Below are 15,404 nucleotides of genomic sequence, written 5' to 3' on the forward strand. Positions count from 1 at the left end.
TACTCGATATCGGTAGCCGGTAATGGAATTTACCGAGTCCGTTATTAACCAATTTATGGCAGATCTTATTTTGCCCTTTAGTCGGATCTCTGCCTTGGTTATGACCATGATAGGCTTTAGTGCTAGAACCATTCCAATGCGGGTAAAACTTTTTTTATCCTTAGCCATAACCGTTGCTATCATGCCGGCCATCCCACCCGTTAAAGATATTGATTTACTGTCTATCAATACGGCTATCTTACTGGGGCAACAGATGATTATCGGTATTATGCTTGGCTTTGTCACCATTATGGTCGTCAACACTTTTACCTTGGCAGGGCAAATTATTGCCATGCAATCAGGTCTTGGTTTTGCTTCATTAGTTGATCCCGCTAGCGGCATGAATGTACCAGCTGTTGGCCAATTCTTTTTAATATTATCTTCACTGCTATTTTGGGTGATGGATGGACATCTGGCTTATTTACATTTTATTGTCGCCAGCTTTGACACCTTACCTATTCCGACCGAGCATTTATCCAGCATCAAATATAGAGAAATCGTTGAATGGGGCAGTTGGATGTTTGCTACTGCGCTATCTCTTGCTTTAGCACCAGTAACGGCGATGTTATTGATAAATTTTTCCTTTGGTATTATGACCAGAGCCGCACCGCAATTGAATATTTTTGCTATTGGCTTTCCCATCACCATGCTGGCAGGTTTACTTATTATGTGGCTAACCTTTGGTAATTTTCTCACTCACTTTGAACTGCAGTGGCAACGTGCACTAGATTTTAGCTGCTACCTTATTGATTGTCAGGCCACATAGATGGCTGACTCTGATAGTGGTGAAAAAAGCGAAGAACCCACGGCAAAAAAACTCACCGATGCCCGTAAAAAGGGTCAAATTGCCCGCTCTAAAGATTTAGGCACTTTTTTTGTTTTGGTTGGCAGTGCTTGCGCCATGTTACTTATGGGGAAATCTTTAGCCACCTCAATGGCTAATATGATGACTCATATGTTTAGCTTAACGAGAGAAGAGGCCATGGATATCAATGCGCTTTTTAAAGTGATAAATGATGGTATCTTTCAGCTAGTATCACCCTTAATGTGGATATTCGTTATCATTATGATCGCGGCATTTGTGGGTAATACTTTACTTGGTGGTATGAGTTTTTCGTGGGAGGCGATGATGCCTAAAGCAAGTCGGCTCTCCCCTATGGCTGGCTTTAAAAGAATGTTCGGGGTACAAGCAGCGGTCGAGTTGTTTAAATCAATTTTAAAGTTCTGTGTGGTTTTTTTTGTTGCTTATTTATTACTAAATGGTTTGTTTGAACAAATTTTAGGGTTAAGTCGAGAAACTATTCCGGCTAACTTTGAACATGCAACGACTATGCTGCTGTGGATGTTCTTAGTGTTGGCCTTATCGATAGGCATTATTGTGGCTATTGATGCGCCGTATCAAGTTTGGAATCATAACCGCCAACTAAAAATGACTAAGCAAGAAATTAAAGATGAACATAAAAGTTCAGAAGGTAGTCCTGAAATGAAAGGCCGTATTCGTCGGACGCAATATGAAATGTCACAACGACGTATGATGGCTGATGTGCCCGACTCGGATGTTGTCATCACTAATCCTACCCATTTTTCTATTGCGCTTAAATATGATGCCGCGGTAGGTGGAGCCCCAGTGTTGGTCGCTAAAGGTGTTGATGAAATGGCCATACATATCCGCACCATTGCTAAAGAGCATCAAGTTGAGATTATTCAATCAGCGGCCTTAGCACGCTCAATTTATTATACTGCCGAAGTTGGTGAAGATATCCCTGAAGAGCTGTTTGCCGCTGTTGCCCAAGTGTTGGCCTTTATCTTCCAGCTCAATGAGCATAAAAAAGGTAAGGCTAAAAAACCTATTCCTGTTGCTAAAGATCTGCCTATCCCCGATGAATTTAAATATTAGCGTCAACAGAGACAAGTAAATAGAGCCAATAAGCTCTTTTGGTATAAGAATTGCTACCTCATGATAACTGTCAAAAAAACATCATGAAGTAGTAATGCAATTAGTCGCTTATTTTAATAAATTTGATAAATCGAAGTTACGTCATCTGACTGGGCTGGGTACCCCCATTCTGGTCATGGCAGCCCTAGGCATGGTTATGTTACCTATGCCCGCTTGGTTATTAGATATCCTGTTTTCTTTTAATATAGCACTCTCTCTGGTTGTTTTACTCATTACTGTTTACACCTTAAAACCCCTTGATTTTGGCTCTTTCCCGGCCGTTTTACTCGTGGCAACTATTTTACGTTTAGCATTGAATGTCGCCAGTACCCGGATAGTGCTATTAGAAGGTCATGAAGGCCCAGATGCCGCGGGTAAAGTTATTGAAGCCTTTGGTTCCGTCGTTATTGGTGGCAATTATGCGGTCGGCTTAGTGGTATTTTTAATCTTAATTATTATCAACTTTGTTGTTATCACAAAAGGTGCGGGTCGCATTGCCGAAGTGACCGCGCGTTTTACCTTAGATGCCATGCCAGGTAAACAAATGGCCATTGATGCCGACTTAAATGCGGGTTTTATTACTCAGGAAGAAGCAAAAGAACGCCGTATAGAAGTAACCAATGAAGCCGATTTTTATGGCTCAATGGATGGTGCCAGTAAATTTGTCAAAGGTGATGCCATTGCCGGCATTCTTATCTTGTTCATTAATATTATTGGTGGCTTAATCATTGGTATGGTGCAACATGATCTAGCCTTCGGCGAGGCAGTTGAAATTTATACCGTACTGACTATTGGTGATGGCCTTGCTGCGCAAATACCAGGTTTATTATTATCTGTTGGTACCGCTATTGTTGTAACCCGTCAAAATACCTCCCAAGATATGGGCGAACAAGTTAGCAGCCAATTAGGCCAAGAAAAATCGCTTTATATTACCGCAGGGGTGATGTTTGTTATGGGGGTTATCCCCGGCATGCCACATTTTGTCTTTTTATTATTTTCGGCCATTATTGCTGCCACTGCTTTTTATGGCGCGAGAAAAAAAGAAAACAAAAAAATTGCACAAGAAAAAATAGTTGAAGAAGAACAAGTGCAGCATCAACAACAAGAAGAAGAGGTGAAAGAATTGGATTGGGATGATGTCAATCAGGTTGATATTATTGGTCTAGAAATTGGTTACCGTTTGATCCCCCTAGTGGATAAAGCGCAAGGTGGTGAACTACTGAGTCGTATTAAAGGCGTACGAAAAAAGTTATCCCAGGAATTCGGCTTTTTAGTTCCTGCAGTACATATTCGAGATAATTTAGATTTGGACCCAAACAGTTATCAAATATCGCTTATGGGTGTTGTTGTTGGCAGTGCCGAAATTCGTCATGATCAGGAGCTCGCCATTAATCCTGGACAAGTTTTTGGTAAGCTTGATGGCGTCGCCACAAAAGACCCAGCTTTTGGACTTGAGGCTACTTGGATTAATCAAAATCAACGTGAACAAGCACAAACGTTAGGTTACACTGTTGTTGATTCGGCCACCGTGTTAGCAACGCATTTGAGTCAGATATTAACCAATAATGCTGCTCAGTTGTTAGGGCATGAAGAAGTGCAAAACTTATTGGACTTACTTGCTAAAAGCTACCCTAAGTTAGTGGAAGGCTTTATTCCTGATACCCTGACTTTAGGTACGGTTGTTAAAGTACTACAAAGCCTAATGAACGAAGGTGTTGCGGTACGTGATATGCGGTCTATAGTGCAAACTCTGGTTGAATATGGACCGAAGAGCCAAGATGCTGAAGTTCTCACCGCAGCGGTACGAATAAGTTTAAGAAAATTTATTATCCAAGACCTGGTTGGTGCCGCAAAAGAAGTACCCGTCATAACTTTGGCTCCAGAATTGGAACAGATGTTGCATCAGTCTATGCAAATGGCAGGAGATGATGGTGCCGGAATTGAACCTGGTTTAGCGGAGCGCTTACAAAAATCATTAACTGAAGGTGCAAACCAGCAAGAAATGGCTGGAGATACGCCAATTTTATTAACGTCGGGAATTTTGCGTCAGGTTTTGGCTAAGTTTGTTAAATACACCATACCAAGTTTACGCGTGATTTCTTATCAAGAAATCCCTGATGACAAACAAATTAAAATTGTTAGTGCTATTGGGCAATAACAATAAGTTAAACGTATGCTGAGCAACGTTTTAACTAAGAGCAAAGGTAGAGGTTAGCTATGAAGATTAGACGTTTTGTTGCCAAAGATATGCGTACTGCATTAACACAGATCAAAGAAGAACTTGGCGTTGATGCAGTAATTATGTCTAATAAAAAAATTCCAGAAGGTGTGGAATTAATGGCTGCTGTTGATTATAACCAAGCCGTGCCTCCGGCAAAATTTCCTGAAAAAAGGGCTGTAGAAACTGAAGCACAGCAGAACTCATTGAGCCCAAGAGAAGTAAGTAATGATGTGGTTAGCCTTGGTCAACAAACACAGCGGCACAATAATACTTCATCTTCCTCTACATCTACCTCTTCATCCTCAGTGGTAAATGATAATAGCGCGGAAGATGTACCCGCTGATAGCTTATCGGCATTACTTAATCGTCAAGTGCAACATCCGGCTCAGTACCAGTCAAGCCATCAAACAGCTCAGCAGCAAGAGCCCAACAGCCTTGATAAAACGACTATAAAGCAGCAACTAAAAAGTTTTACTGACCGTCTCAATCAACCCAATACTGATAGCTTGCCGCCAGCAATAGCAGAGCAAGGCGCTAACGCGGAAGATGTTCAAGATGATGACCAGATAACGGCTATCGTATCGAATAATATATCAAGCCCAAGTCCCTTAGCGGTTGATGTCAATGATGATGTCCAGGTGTCTTCACAAGATTTTGTCAAGATGCAGCAAGAGATGGCCTCAATTCGTTCGTTACTAGAACATCAAGTTTCAGGTTTAATGTGGCAAGATATGGCGCAAAAGGATCCACAACGCGCAGTACTGGTCAATCGTTTACTTGCTTTAGGGCTGAATGAACAAATCGCCGATCAAATTGCCGGCTATGTACCTGAACAGTCGACTGCAGAGGAAGCATGGGCGCAAGCAACTCAACTTATTGCTAAGCAAATTAATACCACACAAAATGATATTATCACTCGTGGCGGTGTTGTTGCGCTGGTTGGCCCAACCGGGGTAGGTAAAACTACCACCATAGCAAAACTTGCCGCAGGTTTCTCGCAAGTACATGGCAGCGATCAAGTTGCTCTTATTTCCACCGATACTTTCCGTATTGCTGGTTTTGAGCAATTAGCAACTTATGGCAAGATTATTGGCTGTCAGGTGAGCCTTGCTAAAGATAGCCAAGCGTTAGATACTCTGTTACAGCAATACTCTAAGAAGAAATTAATTTTAATTGATACTGCTGGCATGGGACAACGTGACATTCGTTTAGCAGAACAATTAACCGCCTTAGTGGCGAACGCTAGGGTTAGAATTAGAAATTATTTAGTTTTAGCGGCTAATACGCAACAAGGCGTAATGCAAGAAAACGTAGATCGCTTTAAAAAGATACCATTATCGGGTTGTATTTATACTAAACTCGATGAAAGTATCAGTATTGGTGAAATAATTACAACTTCGATTCAAAATGGCTTACCAATAGGGTATCTTACTGATGGGCAAAGAGTTCCAGAAGATATTAAAGTTGCAAATGCTGAGAAACTCGTTACTCTGGCAGATAAGATGGCAACTAAGTCAGTAAATAACAATGTAAGTGTAATGCGGCCAATGCCAGTTGCTCCCGCCGCAATAGTATAAGGTTCTAGCTAGTAGCTAAACAGATATGATTAGAAGTAATAATTAAATGATAGATCAAGCGAGCGGCTTAAGAAAGATGCAAAACCTACAGCAAGTTAAAGTAGTGGCAGTTTCAGGCGGAAAAGGTGGCGTTGGTAAAACGAACACCGCCCTTAATACAGCCGTTGCTCTAGGGCAACAGGGTAAACGAGTTTTAGTGCTTGATGCCGATTTAGGCCTGGCTAATGTAGATGTGATGTTAGGGTTAAGAGTAAAACGTAACTTATCTCATGTATTATCAGGTGAATGTGAGCTTGATGATATTATTATTGAAGGTCCTGCAGGGATTAAGATTATTCCCGCAACATCCGGTTCACAGTCTATGGTGGATTTAACGCCATCAGAGCATGCCGGTCTCATTAGAGCCTTTAGTGAAATGAAAACGCAGTTCGATGTGTTGATAATTGATACCGCGGCTGGTATTTCCGATATGGTGTTAAGCTTTACCAGGGCTGCACAGGATGTGATGTTAGTTGTTTGTGATGAACCCACCTCTATTACTGATTGCTATGCCTTAATGAAATTACTCAGCCGTGATCACGGTGTCTTTAAATTTAAAGTTGTTGCTAATATGGTTCGTAGTCCTAGAGAAGGACAACAACTTTTTGCAAAATTAACAAAAGTAACCGATAGGTTTCTCGATGTGGCTATAGAGCTAGTCGCGGTAATACCCTTCGATGAAAATGTTCGCAGATCAGTACGTAAGCAACAACTGATTGTGGAAGCTTATCCTCAATCTCCAGCAGCGTTAGCTTATATTGATTTAGCCACTAAAGTTAGCCAATGGCCAGTTCCTAAACAAGCTTCAGGGCACCTAGAATTCTTTATTGAGCAGTTACTAGGGAACTAAATAACTGAGTAATTAAGCATGTCTTCAATGAGAGCGATAATACGTGGTAAAAGCAAATAGCTACAATAGTCTAATTGATAAAACAGCTTTGCTTGAACAACATACTGTTTTGGTCAAGCGCATTGCTTATCATTTACTGGCAAGGTTGCCAGCAAGTGTGTTAGTCGATGACTTAATTCAATCGGGTATGATTGGTTTATTTGAAGCAGCCAAAAATTTTGATAATAGCAAAGGTGCTAGTTTTGAAACATTTGCTGGCATTAGAATTCGTGGCGCTATGCTTGATGAAATACGTCGAGGCGATTGGACGCCAAGATCTGTTCACAAAAATAGCAGAATGATAAGTGAAGCCATTAAACAACTCGAAGCGCAGCGTGGTCGAGATGTTTCTGATATTGAAGTGGCTGAAAAACTTGATATTTCACTAAATGACTACCATCATATATTAAGTGAAGTCAGTACAGGAAAAATACTCGGCATTGACGATTTAGGCGTTAATGAAGATGCGATAAAATTAGCTGATAGTTGCCGTGGTGATGATCCATATCATAGTATTGAACACAGTGCTTTTAAAAAAGGCCTAGCTCAATGCATTAGCTCTTTACCAGAGAGAGAAGCTTTAGTACTGTCTCTATATTACGATGAAGAATTAAACTTACGAGAAATAGGTCAAGTTCTTGATGTAAGTGAATCTAGGGTAAGCCAAATACATAGTCAAGCGATGCATCGTCTAAAAGCACGCATGCATTCTTGGCAAAGTTAGCTAAACTTGTCAGCTGAGCGCTTGCTATAAAATAACTACCTTGTTAGGTAAAAAAAGAATAGATATAAAAAAAAATTAATTTGAATGTTTTGCCGGAGGGTGCCTTGGATAAAAATATGAAAGTGCTTGTTGTTGATGACTTTTCAACCATGAGACGTATAGTGAAAAATTTGTTGCGAGATTTAGGGTTTACCAACATTCAAGAGGCGGATGATGGCAGTACAGCTTTACCTATGCTTCAAGGTGGTGATTTTGATTTTGTGGTAACAGACTGGAACATGCCAGGCATGCAAGGTATAGATTTGCTGAAAGCAATCCGTGCTGATGCAAGCCTATCACATATCCCAGTATTACTTATTACCGCAGAAGCTAAAAAAGAACAAATCGTGATGGCAGCTCAAGCAGGTGTTAATGGCTATATTGTTAAACCTTTTACCGCCGCAACATTAAAAACTAAGATAGAGAAGATTTTTGAGCGCTTAGCTTAATGTGCGAACTTTAGTTAGCACATTAGTGCTTAGCTAAAGTAAGGTTTTGATAAATATTGTATTAAGGACTTTGCATGACTATAGCTATGACGGGGCGGATCTCATTAGAGCAAGCAAAATCTGTGGTTGAGTTTTTAGAGTTAGGTCAGCAAGATGAAGCGAATGCTATTATTGCTGAGATTCAAAACCCAATCAATTCGGAACTTTTTGCTGAAATTGGTAAATTAACACGCCAGCTTCATGATTCGTTAACAAATTTCCAGCTAGACTCTAGGTTGTCTGATCTCGCTACCTCAGATATCCCCGATGCCAAAGAACGGTTGAATTTTGTTATTACTAGAACAGAAGAAGCCGCTAATAAAACCATGGATGCAGTTGAGGCTATTTTTCCTGTTGTAAATACTATGGCTGAACAAGTAGCCGCCGTAAATCCGTCATGGACTAAGTTGATGAACAATGAGTTAGACTTAACCGAGTTTAAATCGTTGTGCCTTAATATCGATACCTTATTAAAAAATACCGGTAAAGAAACCCAACATATACATAGTTTAATGACTGACGTGTTAATGGCACAAGATTTTCAAGATTTAACTGGGCAAGTCATTCGTAAAGTTATAGATCTAGTAATAGAAGTGGAAGAAAGTTTAATAACCATGTTAACGGCTTTTGGAATATCTGCTGAACCAGTGCAGGAGAAAGTGCTGCCTAAAGTAGGTAAAAATCTTGTTGAAGGGCCGATTATAAATAAAGAAAATAGAGATGATGTAGTAGCAGATCAAGATGATGTCGACGATCTTTTGTCAAGTTTAGGATTTTAATGGGAGTTACTGCATGTCTTTTGAAGCAGATGAAGAAATTTTACAGGACTTTTTAGTAGAAGCGGGTGAAATCTTAGAGTCACTTTCAGAAGAGCTGGTTGAGCTCGAAAATGACGTAGATAATACTGAGTTATTGAATTCGATATTCCGTGGCTTTCATACCGTCAAAGGTGGTGCCGGTTTTTTAAATCTAGGAGCACTTGTTGATGTCTGTCACGGTGCAGAAAATATATTTGATCTGTTACGTACTGGGAAACTCACGGTTAATGCTGAACTAATGGATACCATATTATCCGCATTAGACACGGTTAATGACATGTTTGTCCAGGTACAAAGTCGAGAGCCCCTTGCTCCAGCAGATGCGACTTTATTAGCTGAACTCGAGAAGTTGAGTCACCCGGAAAGCGTAAACACACCCGCAGCTAGCCCCAATGTTATTGACTCGGTGTCTGAGTCAAGCTCAAATGATGAAATGAGTGAAGATGAGTTTGAGCGACTTTTAGATGAATTACATGGATCAGGTAGTGTTCCTACGTCCCCTACCCCCTCCTCACCACCGTCTACTAGCACCATTAGTTCAAGTGATGAGATCAGCGATGATGAATTTGAATCATTATTAGATGAATTACATGGTCAAGGTGCCTTTTCTGCTGATGCAGGGCAGACAACAAACAGTACTATTAGTAGTAGCAATGGTGATATTGACGATCTGGAATTTGAAAAGCTATTGGATGAACTCCACGGTAAAGGTAATGCACCCAAAGCTACAGTTGCCTCGATAGATCATGCTAATGTTAGTCCAGCGCCTAACATTACTAAAAAAGAAGAACCTGCAGCTGCTCCTCCCGCTAAAACTGTCGCCAAAAAATCTCCCGCGAAAGCCACTAAAAAGGCTGCGACACCTGCACCACCAAGTGAAACAACCGTCCGAGTGGACACGAAACGACTTGACCAAATAATGAACATGGTGGGGGAATTAGTTTTAGTCAGGAATCGGTTAATGAGCTTAGGCTTGGTTTCAGATGATGAAGAGTTAAATAAAGCAGTTACCAATTTAGATGCAGTAACCACCGACCTTCAGGGTGCGGTCATGAAAACACGTATGCAGCCAATTAAAAAGGTTTTTGGTCGTTTTCCTCGGGTAGTACGCGATTTAGCTCGTAGTATGAAAAAAGAAATATCACTAATTCTAGAAGGCGAAGAGACTGACTTAGATAAAAATTTAGTGGAAGCTCTTGCTGATCCTTTAGTGCATTTAGTTAGAAACTCCGTAGATCATGGCATCGAAGATCCAGATATACGTGAAGCTATGGGTAAACCAAGAGAAGGTACCATTGTCCTATCCGCCTCACAAGAGGGCGATCATATATTACTCACCATCAAAGATGATGGTGCGGGTATGGATCCTGAAAAATTAAAAAGTATCGCGATTGACCGTGGTGTCCTTGATACCGAGTCGGCTGCTAGAATGTCAGATAAAGAAGCCTTTAGTCTTATTTTTGCTCCTGGGTTTTCTACTAAAACTGAAATTTCTGAGGTTTCGGGCCGTGGTGTTGGCATGGATGTGGTGAAAACCAAAATCACTCAACTTAACGGTACGGTAAATATTGATTCTGAGCTAGGTGTAGGGACGGTACTTGAAATTAAAGTGCCATTAACCTTAGCGATACTGCCGACATTAATGGTCGTGGTCGGTAAACAAACATTTGCTTTACCACTTTCCGCTGTTAATGAGATTTTCCACTTAGACTTATCTAAGACTAACAATGTTGATGGGCAACTGACCATTATAGTTCGAGATAAAGCTATACCCTTATTTTATCTCGATCAGTGGCTAGTGCGTAATTTTGTTGAGAAAACCCGTGATAAAGGTCATGTTGTGATCGTTCAACTGGGTAATCAACAAGTTGGCTTTGTCGTTGATAGCCTAATAGGTCAAGAAGAAGTTGTGATTAAGCCACTTGATAGGTTACTCCATGGAACGCCAGGAATGGCTGGTGCAACGATTACCAGTGATGGGGGTATTGCACTTATTTTAGATATAGGAAATCTACTAAAATTTTATGCAAAAAAATCACCTATTAATAAAAAATTACGCAGTAATGATTCCCAAAGGTAATATGTTTTTTGTATTACCAACTATGACTATACAGCGTGAATTAAGTAGCGTTATCAGAGAGGTTAAATGGTCTACAAGGTACTAGTTGTTGATGACTCTAGCTTTTTTAGACGTAGAGTTACTGATATTCTTAATAAAGATCCACAATTGAACGTTATTGATGTTGCAGTGAATGGCAAAGAAGCGGTTGAGAAAGCTATATTGCTAAAGCCTGATGTCATTACTATGGATATAGAAATGCCAGTGCTTAACGGTATTGACGCGGTGAAGCAAATTATGGCGAAGTCACCAACGGCAATATTGATGTTTTCATCTTTAACGCATCAAGGAGCTAAAGCAACCCTCGATGCGCTTGATGCCGGAGCTTTAGATTTTTTACCGAAAAAGTTTAGTGAAATTGCAAAAAATACCGATGAAGCGGGTAGTTTACTACGTCAAAGGGTTGTTGAAATAGCACGAAAACCAGGGTTTGCAAAAACCAGATCGGTGAATCAGACTGGGATTACCCGTCCTCCCTTAGCAAAAACAAGATTGACAACAAATGTTACAAAAGCGACAAGCACCACTAAACCGTCATTTTCCTCGGCACTTAAAGATAAAAAAACGCTTAGCCGTAGCTCGGGTAAAGAATATAAACTATTAGCTATTGGTACTTCTACAGGGGGACCAGTAGCACTGCAAAAAATATTGGTGCAATTGGAGCAAGATTTCCCATTACCCATTATTATTGTTCAGCATATGCCAGCGGCATTTACTGCTGCCTTTGCCAGTCGTTTAAATACCTTGTGTAAAATATCAATTAAAGAAGCTGAGGATGGCGATATACTAAAACCTGGTTGTGCTTATTTAGCTCCCGGTGGTCGGCAAATGATTATTAGTGGCAGTGAAAATTCAGCAAAAATAAAAATTCTCGATGATGACTCCCCAAAAATCACTTTTAAGCCGAGTGTTGATATCAGTTTTGGCTCAGCGGCTAAAACCTTTGCCGGTAAAGTGCTTGGGGTGATTCTTACGGGCATGGGCTCTGATGGTAAAGAGGGATCGAGGATGTTAAAAGCTAAAGGCTCGACCATTTGGTCGCAAGATGAACAATCCTGTGTCGTTTATGGTATGCCTCAAGCGGTAGTTAAAGCAGGCTTGTCTCAGTTGTCGTTGCCACTAGATTCAATGGCAGCTTCTATGGTTAAGGAAATCGGCCATGGATAAGCTGAGTGTCGCAGGTCTATTTATTGCAATTTTTGCTGTTTATATAGGCTTCACTCTTGATGGTGGTCATATATCTGCTTTATTTGAGCTACCCGCTTTTATTATTGTTTTTGGCGGCACCTTAGGTGCTGTTATGCTGCAATCGTCAATGATGCAGTTTACTCATGCTATTTCATTACTTAAATGGGTTTTTTCTCCGCCTAAATACGATATTGACCGTGGTATAAGTGAAATTGTCGACTGGGCAACTAAGGCAAGAGAGTCAGGATATCTTGCTTTAGAAGATACTGCCTTGGAAATAGAAGATAGTTATACCCAAAAGGGCCTTAACTTATTGGTTGATGGTGTTGATCTTGAAAATTTTAGAGTCGTGCTAGAGTTAGATTTAGATATTTATCGGGAACATAACTTGCGTTCTGCTAATGTATTTGAAGCGATGGGCGGCTACAGTCCTACCATTGGCATATTAGGCGCTGTACTTGGCTTAATTCATGCTATGGGTAATCTAGCTGAACCAGAATTACTAGGGCAGGGCATAGCAACCGCTTTTATTGCCACTATTTACGGGGTAGGTTTTGCTAACCTGCTCTATTTACCGATAGCAAATAAAATTCGAGTTATTATTCATCAACAAACCATGTACCGTGAAATGATCTGTGAGGGCTTGGTATCCATTGCCAATGGAGAAAATCCTCATGCGATTGAAAATAAACTATCGGCATTTAGGTTAGACCGATGAATCGGCTACGTAATCGAAGACACACCATAGAGCATGATAATGTTCATCGTTGGTTAGTTTCTTATGCAGATTATATGACCTTAATGTTTGCCTTGTTTGTGGTGTTATACGCAATGGCAATGGTGAACGAAAAGCCTTTTGATAGTCTTACTGAATCATTTGGTCGTGTCTTCCAAACGTATGAAGAGAAGAGTAAAAACCGAGGCCATGGTGATAGTGTCTTGATGGTTAATACCAGTAAAACGAATAAAAAGTTATTTGGCAATGGTATCCTAGAGGTTGCCGGGCCGGAAGTACTTAATAACGAAAGAAGCTTATCTAACATCTCTGATGCGCAAGTAGGAAATAACTTAAGTTCCTTAGAAGAAGAGTTACACACGGCTTTATATGAACTGGTTGAGTCTGGTTTTGCCCAATTACAAATAGATGGTGATTGGTTAGAGATAGAGTTAAACAGTGCTTTATTATTTCCCAGTGGTTCCTCATCAGCGACACTTTCAGCTGAGTCGATTTTATCGGCAATTTATGGTGTTATTGGTCAAGCAAGTAACTTTATTAGAGTGCGAGGTTATACCGATAACCAAGCAATAAATAATGAAATATTCTCTTCAAATTGGGAACTATCTGTTTTTCGCGCGACAGCAATTTTAAGGGTCTTAGAAAAATTAGGTCTAAACCCTGCTCGCATGGCTATTGAGGGTTATGGTCAATATTACCCCAGTGCAGATAATTTAACCGTGCAAGGTCGAGCTAAAAATAGAAAAGTGGTTGTTGCTATTTCTAAATATGGTTTAGAAAAAGCGAATTTACTCATTACTCCAACCATTGATTTACAAAGCATTGAAGCAATAACACCAATTAACGGTTCAAATGAGCAACGTGAGCAGTCGAGTAATATCAAGGTGATTCGTCTGGATAACGGTGGTATTCGTATAACTACTCGTGGTGATGATGACGTTGAACAATTACCAGAGCGTCGGCCCTTAAAAGAAATTAAAGCTAATAATGCGATAGAGTAAATTAGCCATCAATATGATTGATAATATTAAATGAATGTAAGTGAGTATTGCTCTTGATAGTCTGGACCATTGCAAATCAAAAAGGTGGTGTTGGTAAAACCACTACAACTATAGCTCTTGCCGGGGTACTAGCTGAGCAAGGCCATCGAGTATTATTAGTTGATATCGACCCTCATGCGTCATTAAGTTACTATTTTGGTATAGAATCAGAAGATTTAGATTTGAGTGTTTATAACTTATTTACTCAGGTTTCCACCAGAGAACAAATTTTACAAACCTTATGTCCTAGTAAGTACCCTAATATAGATATTTTACCCGCAACTATGGGCTTAGCGACGTTAGATCGCTCTTTAGGCACAAAAGGTGGCATGGGCTTAGTGTTAAAAAAAGCGGTGCAAAAAGTAGCTGATAGTTATGACTATGTATTAATTGATTGTCCGCCCGTACTTGGTGTCCTTATGGTAAATGCCCTAGCAGCGGCCGATCGTATTATAATTCCTGTGCAAACAGAGTTTTTGGCATTGAAAGGCTTAGACCGTATGGTCAAAACGATGGAGATTATGCAAGGCGAACAAGAAAGTCCTTTTAAATACACCATAGTGCCAACTATGTTTGACAAACGAACAAAAGCTTCTATTTTAGCGTTTAAAAAACTACAAGAAGTCTATACTAATGAAATATGGCCGGGTGTAGTGCCCGTTGATACTAACTTGAGAAATGCTAGTCTTGCTCAAAAAGTACCTTCAGATTATGCGGCAAACTCTCGAGGAACATTAGCCTATAAAAGCCTTCTGAATTATCTAGTCAAGCAAGGCCTGAAGAATAATGAGGTTGAATGCTAAATGAGTAAATCGTTACCCGCGAGTCATAATCTAATGAAAACCTACCTGTCAGAACTACTTACAGAATCTGACGTTGCTGAAGAGTTATCACACCAGCGCATTAAAGCGCCGGCTAGAAAACCTTTGGCGCATAAAGAGGATGCCGACCATAAATCATTAGAAAAATTGCTTAAAACAGTTAGTGAGCCTAAAGAAAAAACGGTTGAGGTGGCAAAGGTTGATTTAGTCCCCATTTCTACCGATAAAAGCCGTGCTGAAGTTATGGTTAATAAGCAGAAAAGCTACCGTCAAGGGGATTTTCAAGCCATGTTTTTTGATGTCGCGGGATTAACCCTTGCTGTTCCTCTGATTGAGTTAGGTGGCATTCATAAAGTTGATAAAACCAGTAGTTTAATGGGTAAGCCCAGTTGGTTTAAAGGCGTTATGCTTTATCGGGATGAAAAAATTAATGTTGTCGATACTGCTTTATGGGTTATGCCGGAAAAATGTGACGAAAAGTTAATGAATTCGCTGAATTATCAATATATTATCATGCTAAATGATAGCCCTTGGGGCTTGATGGCGGAAAACCTAATCGATACAGTTGTGTTACGTCAAGATGAAGTGAAATGGGTAGAATCTAATAATAAAAGGCCGTGGTTGGCGGGCTTAGTCAAAGAAAAAATGTGTGCCTTACTCGATGTAAGTGCTTTGATTCAATTGCTTGATAAAGGTATCGATATTTATCAAGAATAGTAAAATTATAGCT

14 protein-coding genes are annotated in these 15,404 nt (G+C 40.2%); all 14 read left to right on the top strand.

Going from position 1 to position 15,404, the window contains the following annotated elements; genetic code table 11:
* The first annotated feature begins 22 nt into the window (after positions 1-22).
* The 14 genes from fliR (at position 23) to MTCD1_RS09600 (ending at position 15,391) form a co-directional block, all read left to right on the top strand.
* On the top strand, positions 23-805 hold the full coding sequence (gene fliR, locus MTCD1_RS09535) for a flagellar biosynthetic protein FliR (RefSeq protein ID WP_057180218.1): 783 nt from the start codon (positions 23-25) through the stop codon (positions 803-805).
* Positions 806-1,936, top strand: a complete 1,131-nt coding sequence (flhB, locus tag MTCD1_RS09540) for a flagellar biosynthesis protein FlhB (protein ID WP_057180219.1) — start codon at positions 806-808, stop codon at positions 1,934-1,936.
* A gap of 94 nt (positions 1,937-2,030) precedes the next feature.
* Entirely contained in the window at positions 2,031-4,133 is a 2,103-nt protein-coding gene (flhA, locus tag MTCD1_RS09545) for a flagellar biosynthesis protein FlhA (protein WP_057180220.1), read from the top strand.
* Between the two features lie 59 nt (positions 4,134-4,192).
* Positions 4,193-5,773, top strand: coding sequence for a flagellar biosynthesis GTPase FlhF (gene flhF / locus MTCD1_RS09550; RefSeq protein ID WP_057180221.1), 1,581 nt, complete (start codon positions 4,193-4,195; stop codon positions 5,771-5,773).
* A gap of 46 nt (positions 5,774-5,819) precedes the next feature.
* Positions 5,820-6,662 carry a MinD/ParA family ATP-binding protein gene (locus MTCD1_RS09555; protein WP_057180222.1) on the top strand — a complete coding sequence of 281 codons (843 nt, stop codon included), beginning with the start codon at positions 5,820-5,822 and terminating at the stop codon, positions 6,660-6,662.
* Between the two features lie 43 nt (positions 6,663-6,705).
* Positions 6,706-7,425, top strand: a complete 720-nt coding sequence (locus MTCD1_RS09560; protein WP_057180223.1) for an RNA polymerase sigma factor FliA — start codon at positions 6,706-6,708, stop codon at positions 7,423-7,425.
* Positions 7,426-7,529: 104 nt separating this feature from the next.
* A complete protein-coding gene (cheY, locus tag MTCD1_RS09565) occupies positions 7,530-7,913 on the top strand; it encodes a chemotaxis response regulator CheY (RefSeq protein ID WP_058028154.1) in 384 nt (127 codons plus the stop codon).
* 74 nt (positions 7,914-7,987) lie between these two features.
* The gene (locus tag MTCD1_RS09570; protein WP_057180225.1) at positions 7,988-8,731 is read left to right on the top strand and encodes a protein phosphatase CheZ; all 744 of its coding nucleotides are present in this window, start codon (positions 7,988-7,990) and stop codon (positions 8,729-8,731) included.
* Between the two features lie 13 nt (positions 8,732-8,744).
* Positions 8,745-10,850, top strand: coding sequence for a chemotaxis protein CheA (locus MTCD1_RS09575; RefSeq protein WP_057180226.1), 2,106 nt, complete (start codon positions 8,745-8,747; stop codon positions 10,848-10,850).
* 66 nt (positions 10,851-10,916) lie between these two features.
* Positions 10,917-12,056: a protein-glutamate methylesterase/protein-glutamine glutaminase gene (locus MTCD1_RS09580; protein ID WP_057180227.1), complete on the top strand. Its 1,140-nt coding sequence runs from the start codon at positions 10,917-10,919 to the stop codon at positions 12,054-12,056.
* Entirely contained in the window at positions 12,049-12,795 is a 747-nt protein-coding gene (locus tag MTCD1_RS09585) for a flagellar motor protein (protein ID WP_057180228.1), read from the top strand. The genes MTCD1_RS09580 and MTCD1_RS09585 overlap by 8 nt, the downstream gene beginning before the upstream one ends.
* Entirely contained in the window at positions 12,792-13,814 is a 1,023-nt protein-coding gene (locus tag MTCD1_RS09590; RefSeq protein WP_057180229.1) for a flagellar motor protein MotB, read from the top strand. Before MTCD1_RS09585 ends, MTCD1_RS09590 begins: the two co-directional genes overlap by 4 nt.
* A gap of 53 nt (positions 13,815-13,867) precedes the next feature.
* Positions 13,868-14,656, top strand: a complete 789-nt coding sequence (locus tag MTCD1_RS09595; RefSeq protein ID WP_057180230.1) for a ParA family protein — start codon at positions 13,868-13,870, stop codon at positions 14,654-14,656.
* Positions 14,657-15,391 carry a chemotaxis protein CheW gene (locus MTCD1_RS09600; RefSeq protein WP_231732980.1) on the top strand — a complete coding sequence of 245 codons (735 nt, stop codon included), beginning with the start codon at positions 14,657-14,659 and terminating at the stop codon, positions 15,389-15,391. It abuts the gene before it with no gap.
* Positions 15,392-15,404: the final 13 nt, after the last annotated feature.

The sequence above is a fragment of the Colwellia marinimaniae genome, from assembly GCF_002207865.1.
GTDB classification, from domain to species: Bacteria; Pseudomonadota; Gammaproteobacteria; order Enterobacterales; family Alteromonadaceae; genus Colwellia; species Colwellia marinimaniae.

Excerpts from the sequence above, each read along its gene's own strand:
- MTCD1_RS09570 (WP_057180225.1), top strand. The coding sequence starts at position 7,988 with ATGACTATAGCTATGACGGGGCGGATCTCATTAGAGCAAGCAAAATCT.
- flhF (WP_057180221.1), top strand. The coding sequence starts at position 4,193 with ATGAAGATTAGACGTTTTGTTGCCAAAGATATGCGTACTGCATTAACA.
- MTCD1_RS09600 (WP_231732980.1), top strand. The coding sequence starts at position 14,657 with ATGAGTAAATCGTTACCCGCGAGTCATAATCTAATGAAAACCTACCTG.
- fliR (WP_057180218.1), top strand. The coding sequence starts at position 23 with ATGGAATTTACCGAGTCCGTTATTAACCAATTTATGGCAGATCTTATT.
- MTCD1_RS09555 (WP_057180222.1), top strand. The coding sequence starts at position 5,820 with ATGATAGATCAAGCGAGCGGCTTAAGAAAGATGCAAAACCTACAGCAA.
- MTCD1_RS09575 (WP_057180226.1), top strand. The coding sequence starts at position 8,745 with ATGTCTTTTGAAGCAGATGAAGAAATTTTACAGGACTTTTTAGTAGAA.
- flhA (WP_057180220.1), top strand. The coding sequence starts at position 2,031 with ATGCAATTAGTCGCTTATTTTAATAAATTTGATAAATCGAAGTTACGT.
- MTCD1_RS09590 (WP_057180229.1), top strand. The coding sequence starts at position 12,792 with ATGAATCGGCTACGTAATCGAAGACACACCATAGAGCATGATAATGTT.
- MTCD1_RS09585 (WP_057180228.1), top strand. The coding sequence starts at position 12,049 with ATGGATAAGCTGAGTGTCGCAGGTCTATTTATTGCAATTTTTGCTGTT.
- flhB (WP_057180219.1), top strand. The coding sequence starts at position 806 with ATGGCTGACTCTGATAGTGGTGAAAAAAGCGAAGAACCCACGGCAAAA.
- MTCD1_RS09580 (WP_057180227.1), top strand. The coding sequence starts at position 10,917 with ATGGTCTACAAGGTACTAGTTGTTGATGACTCTAGCTTTTTTAGACGT.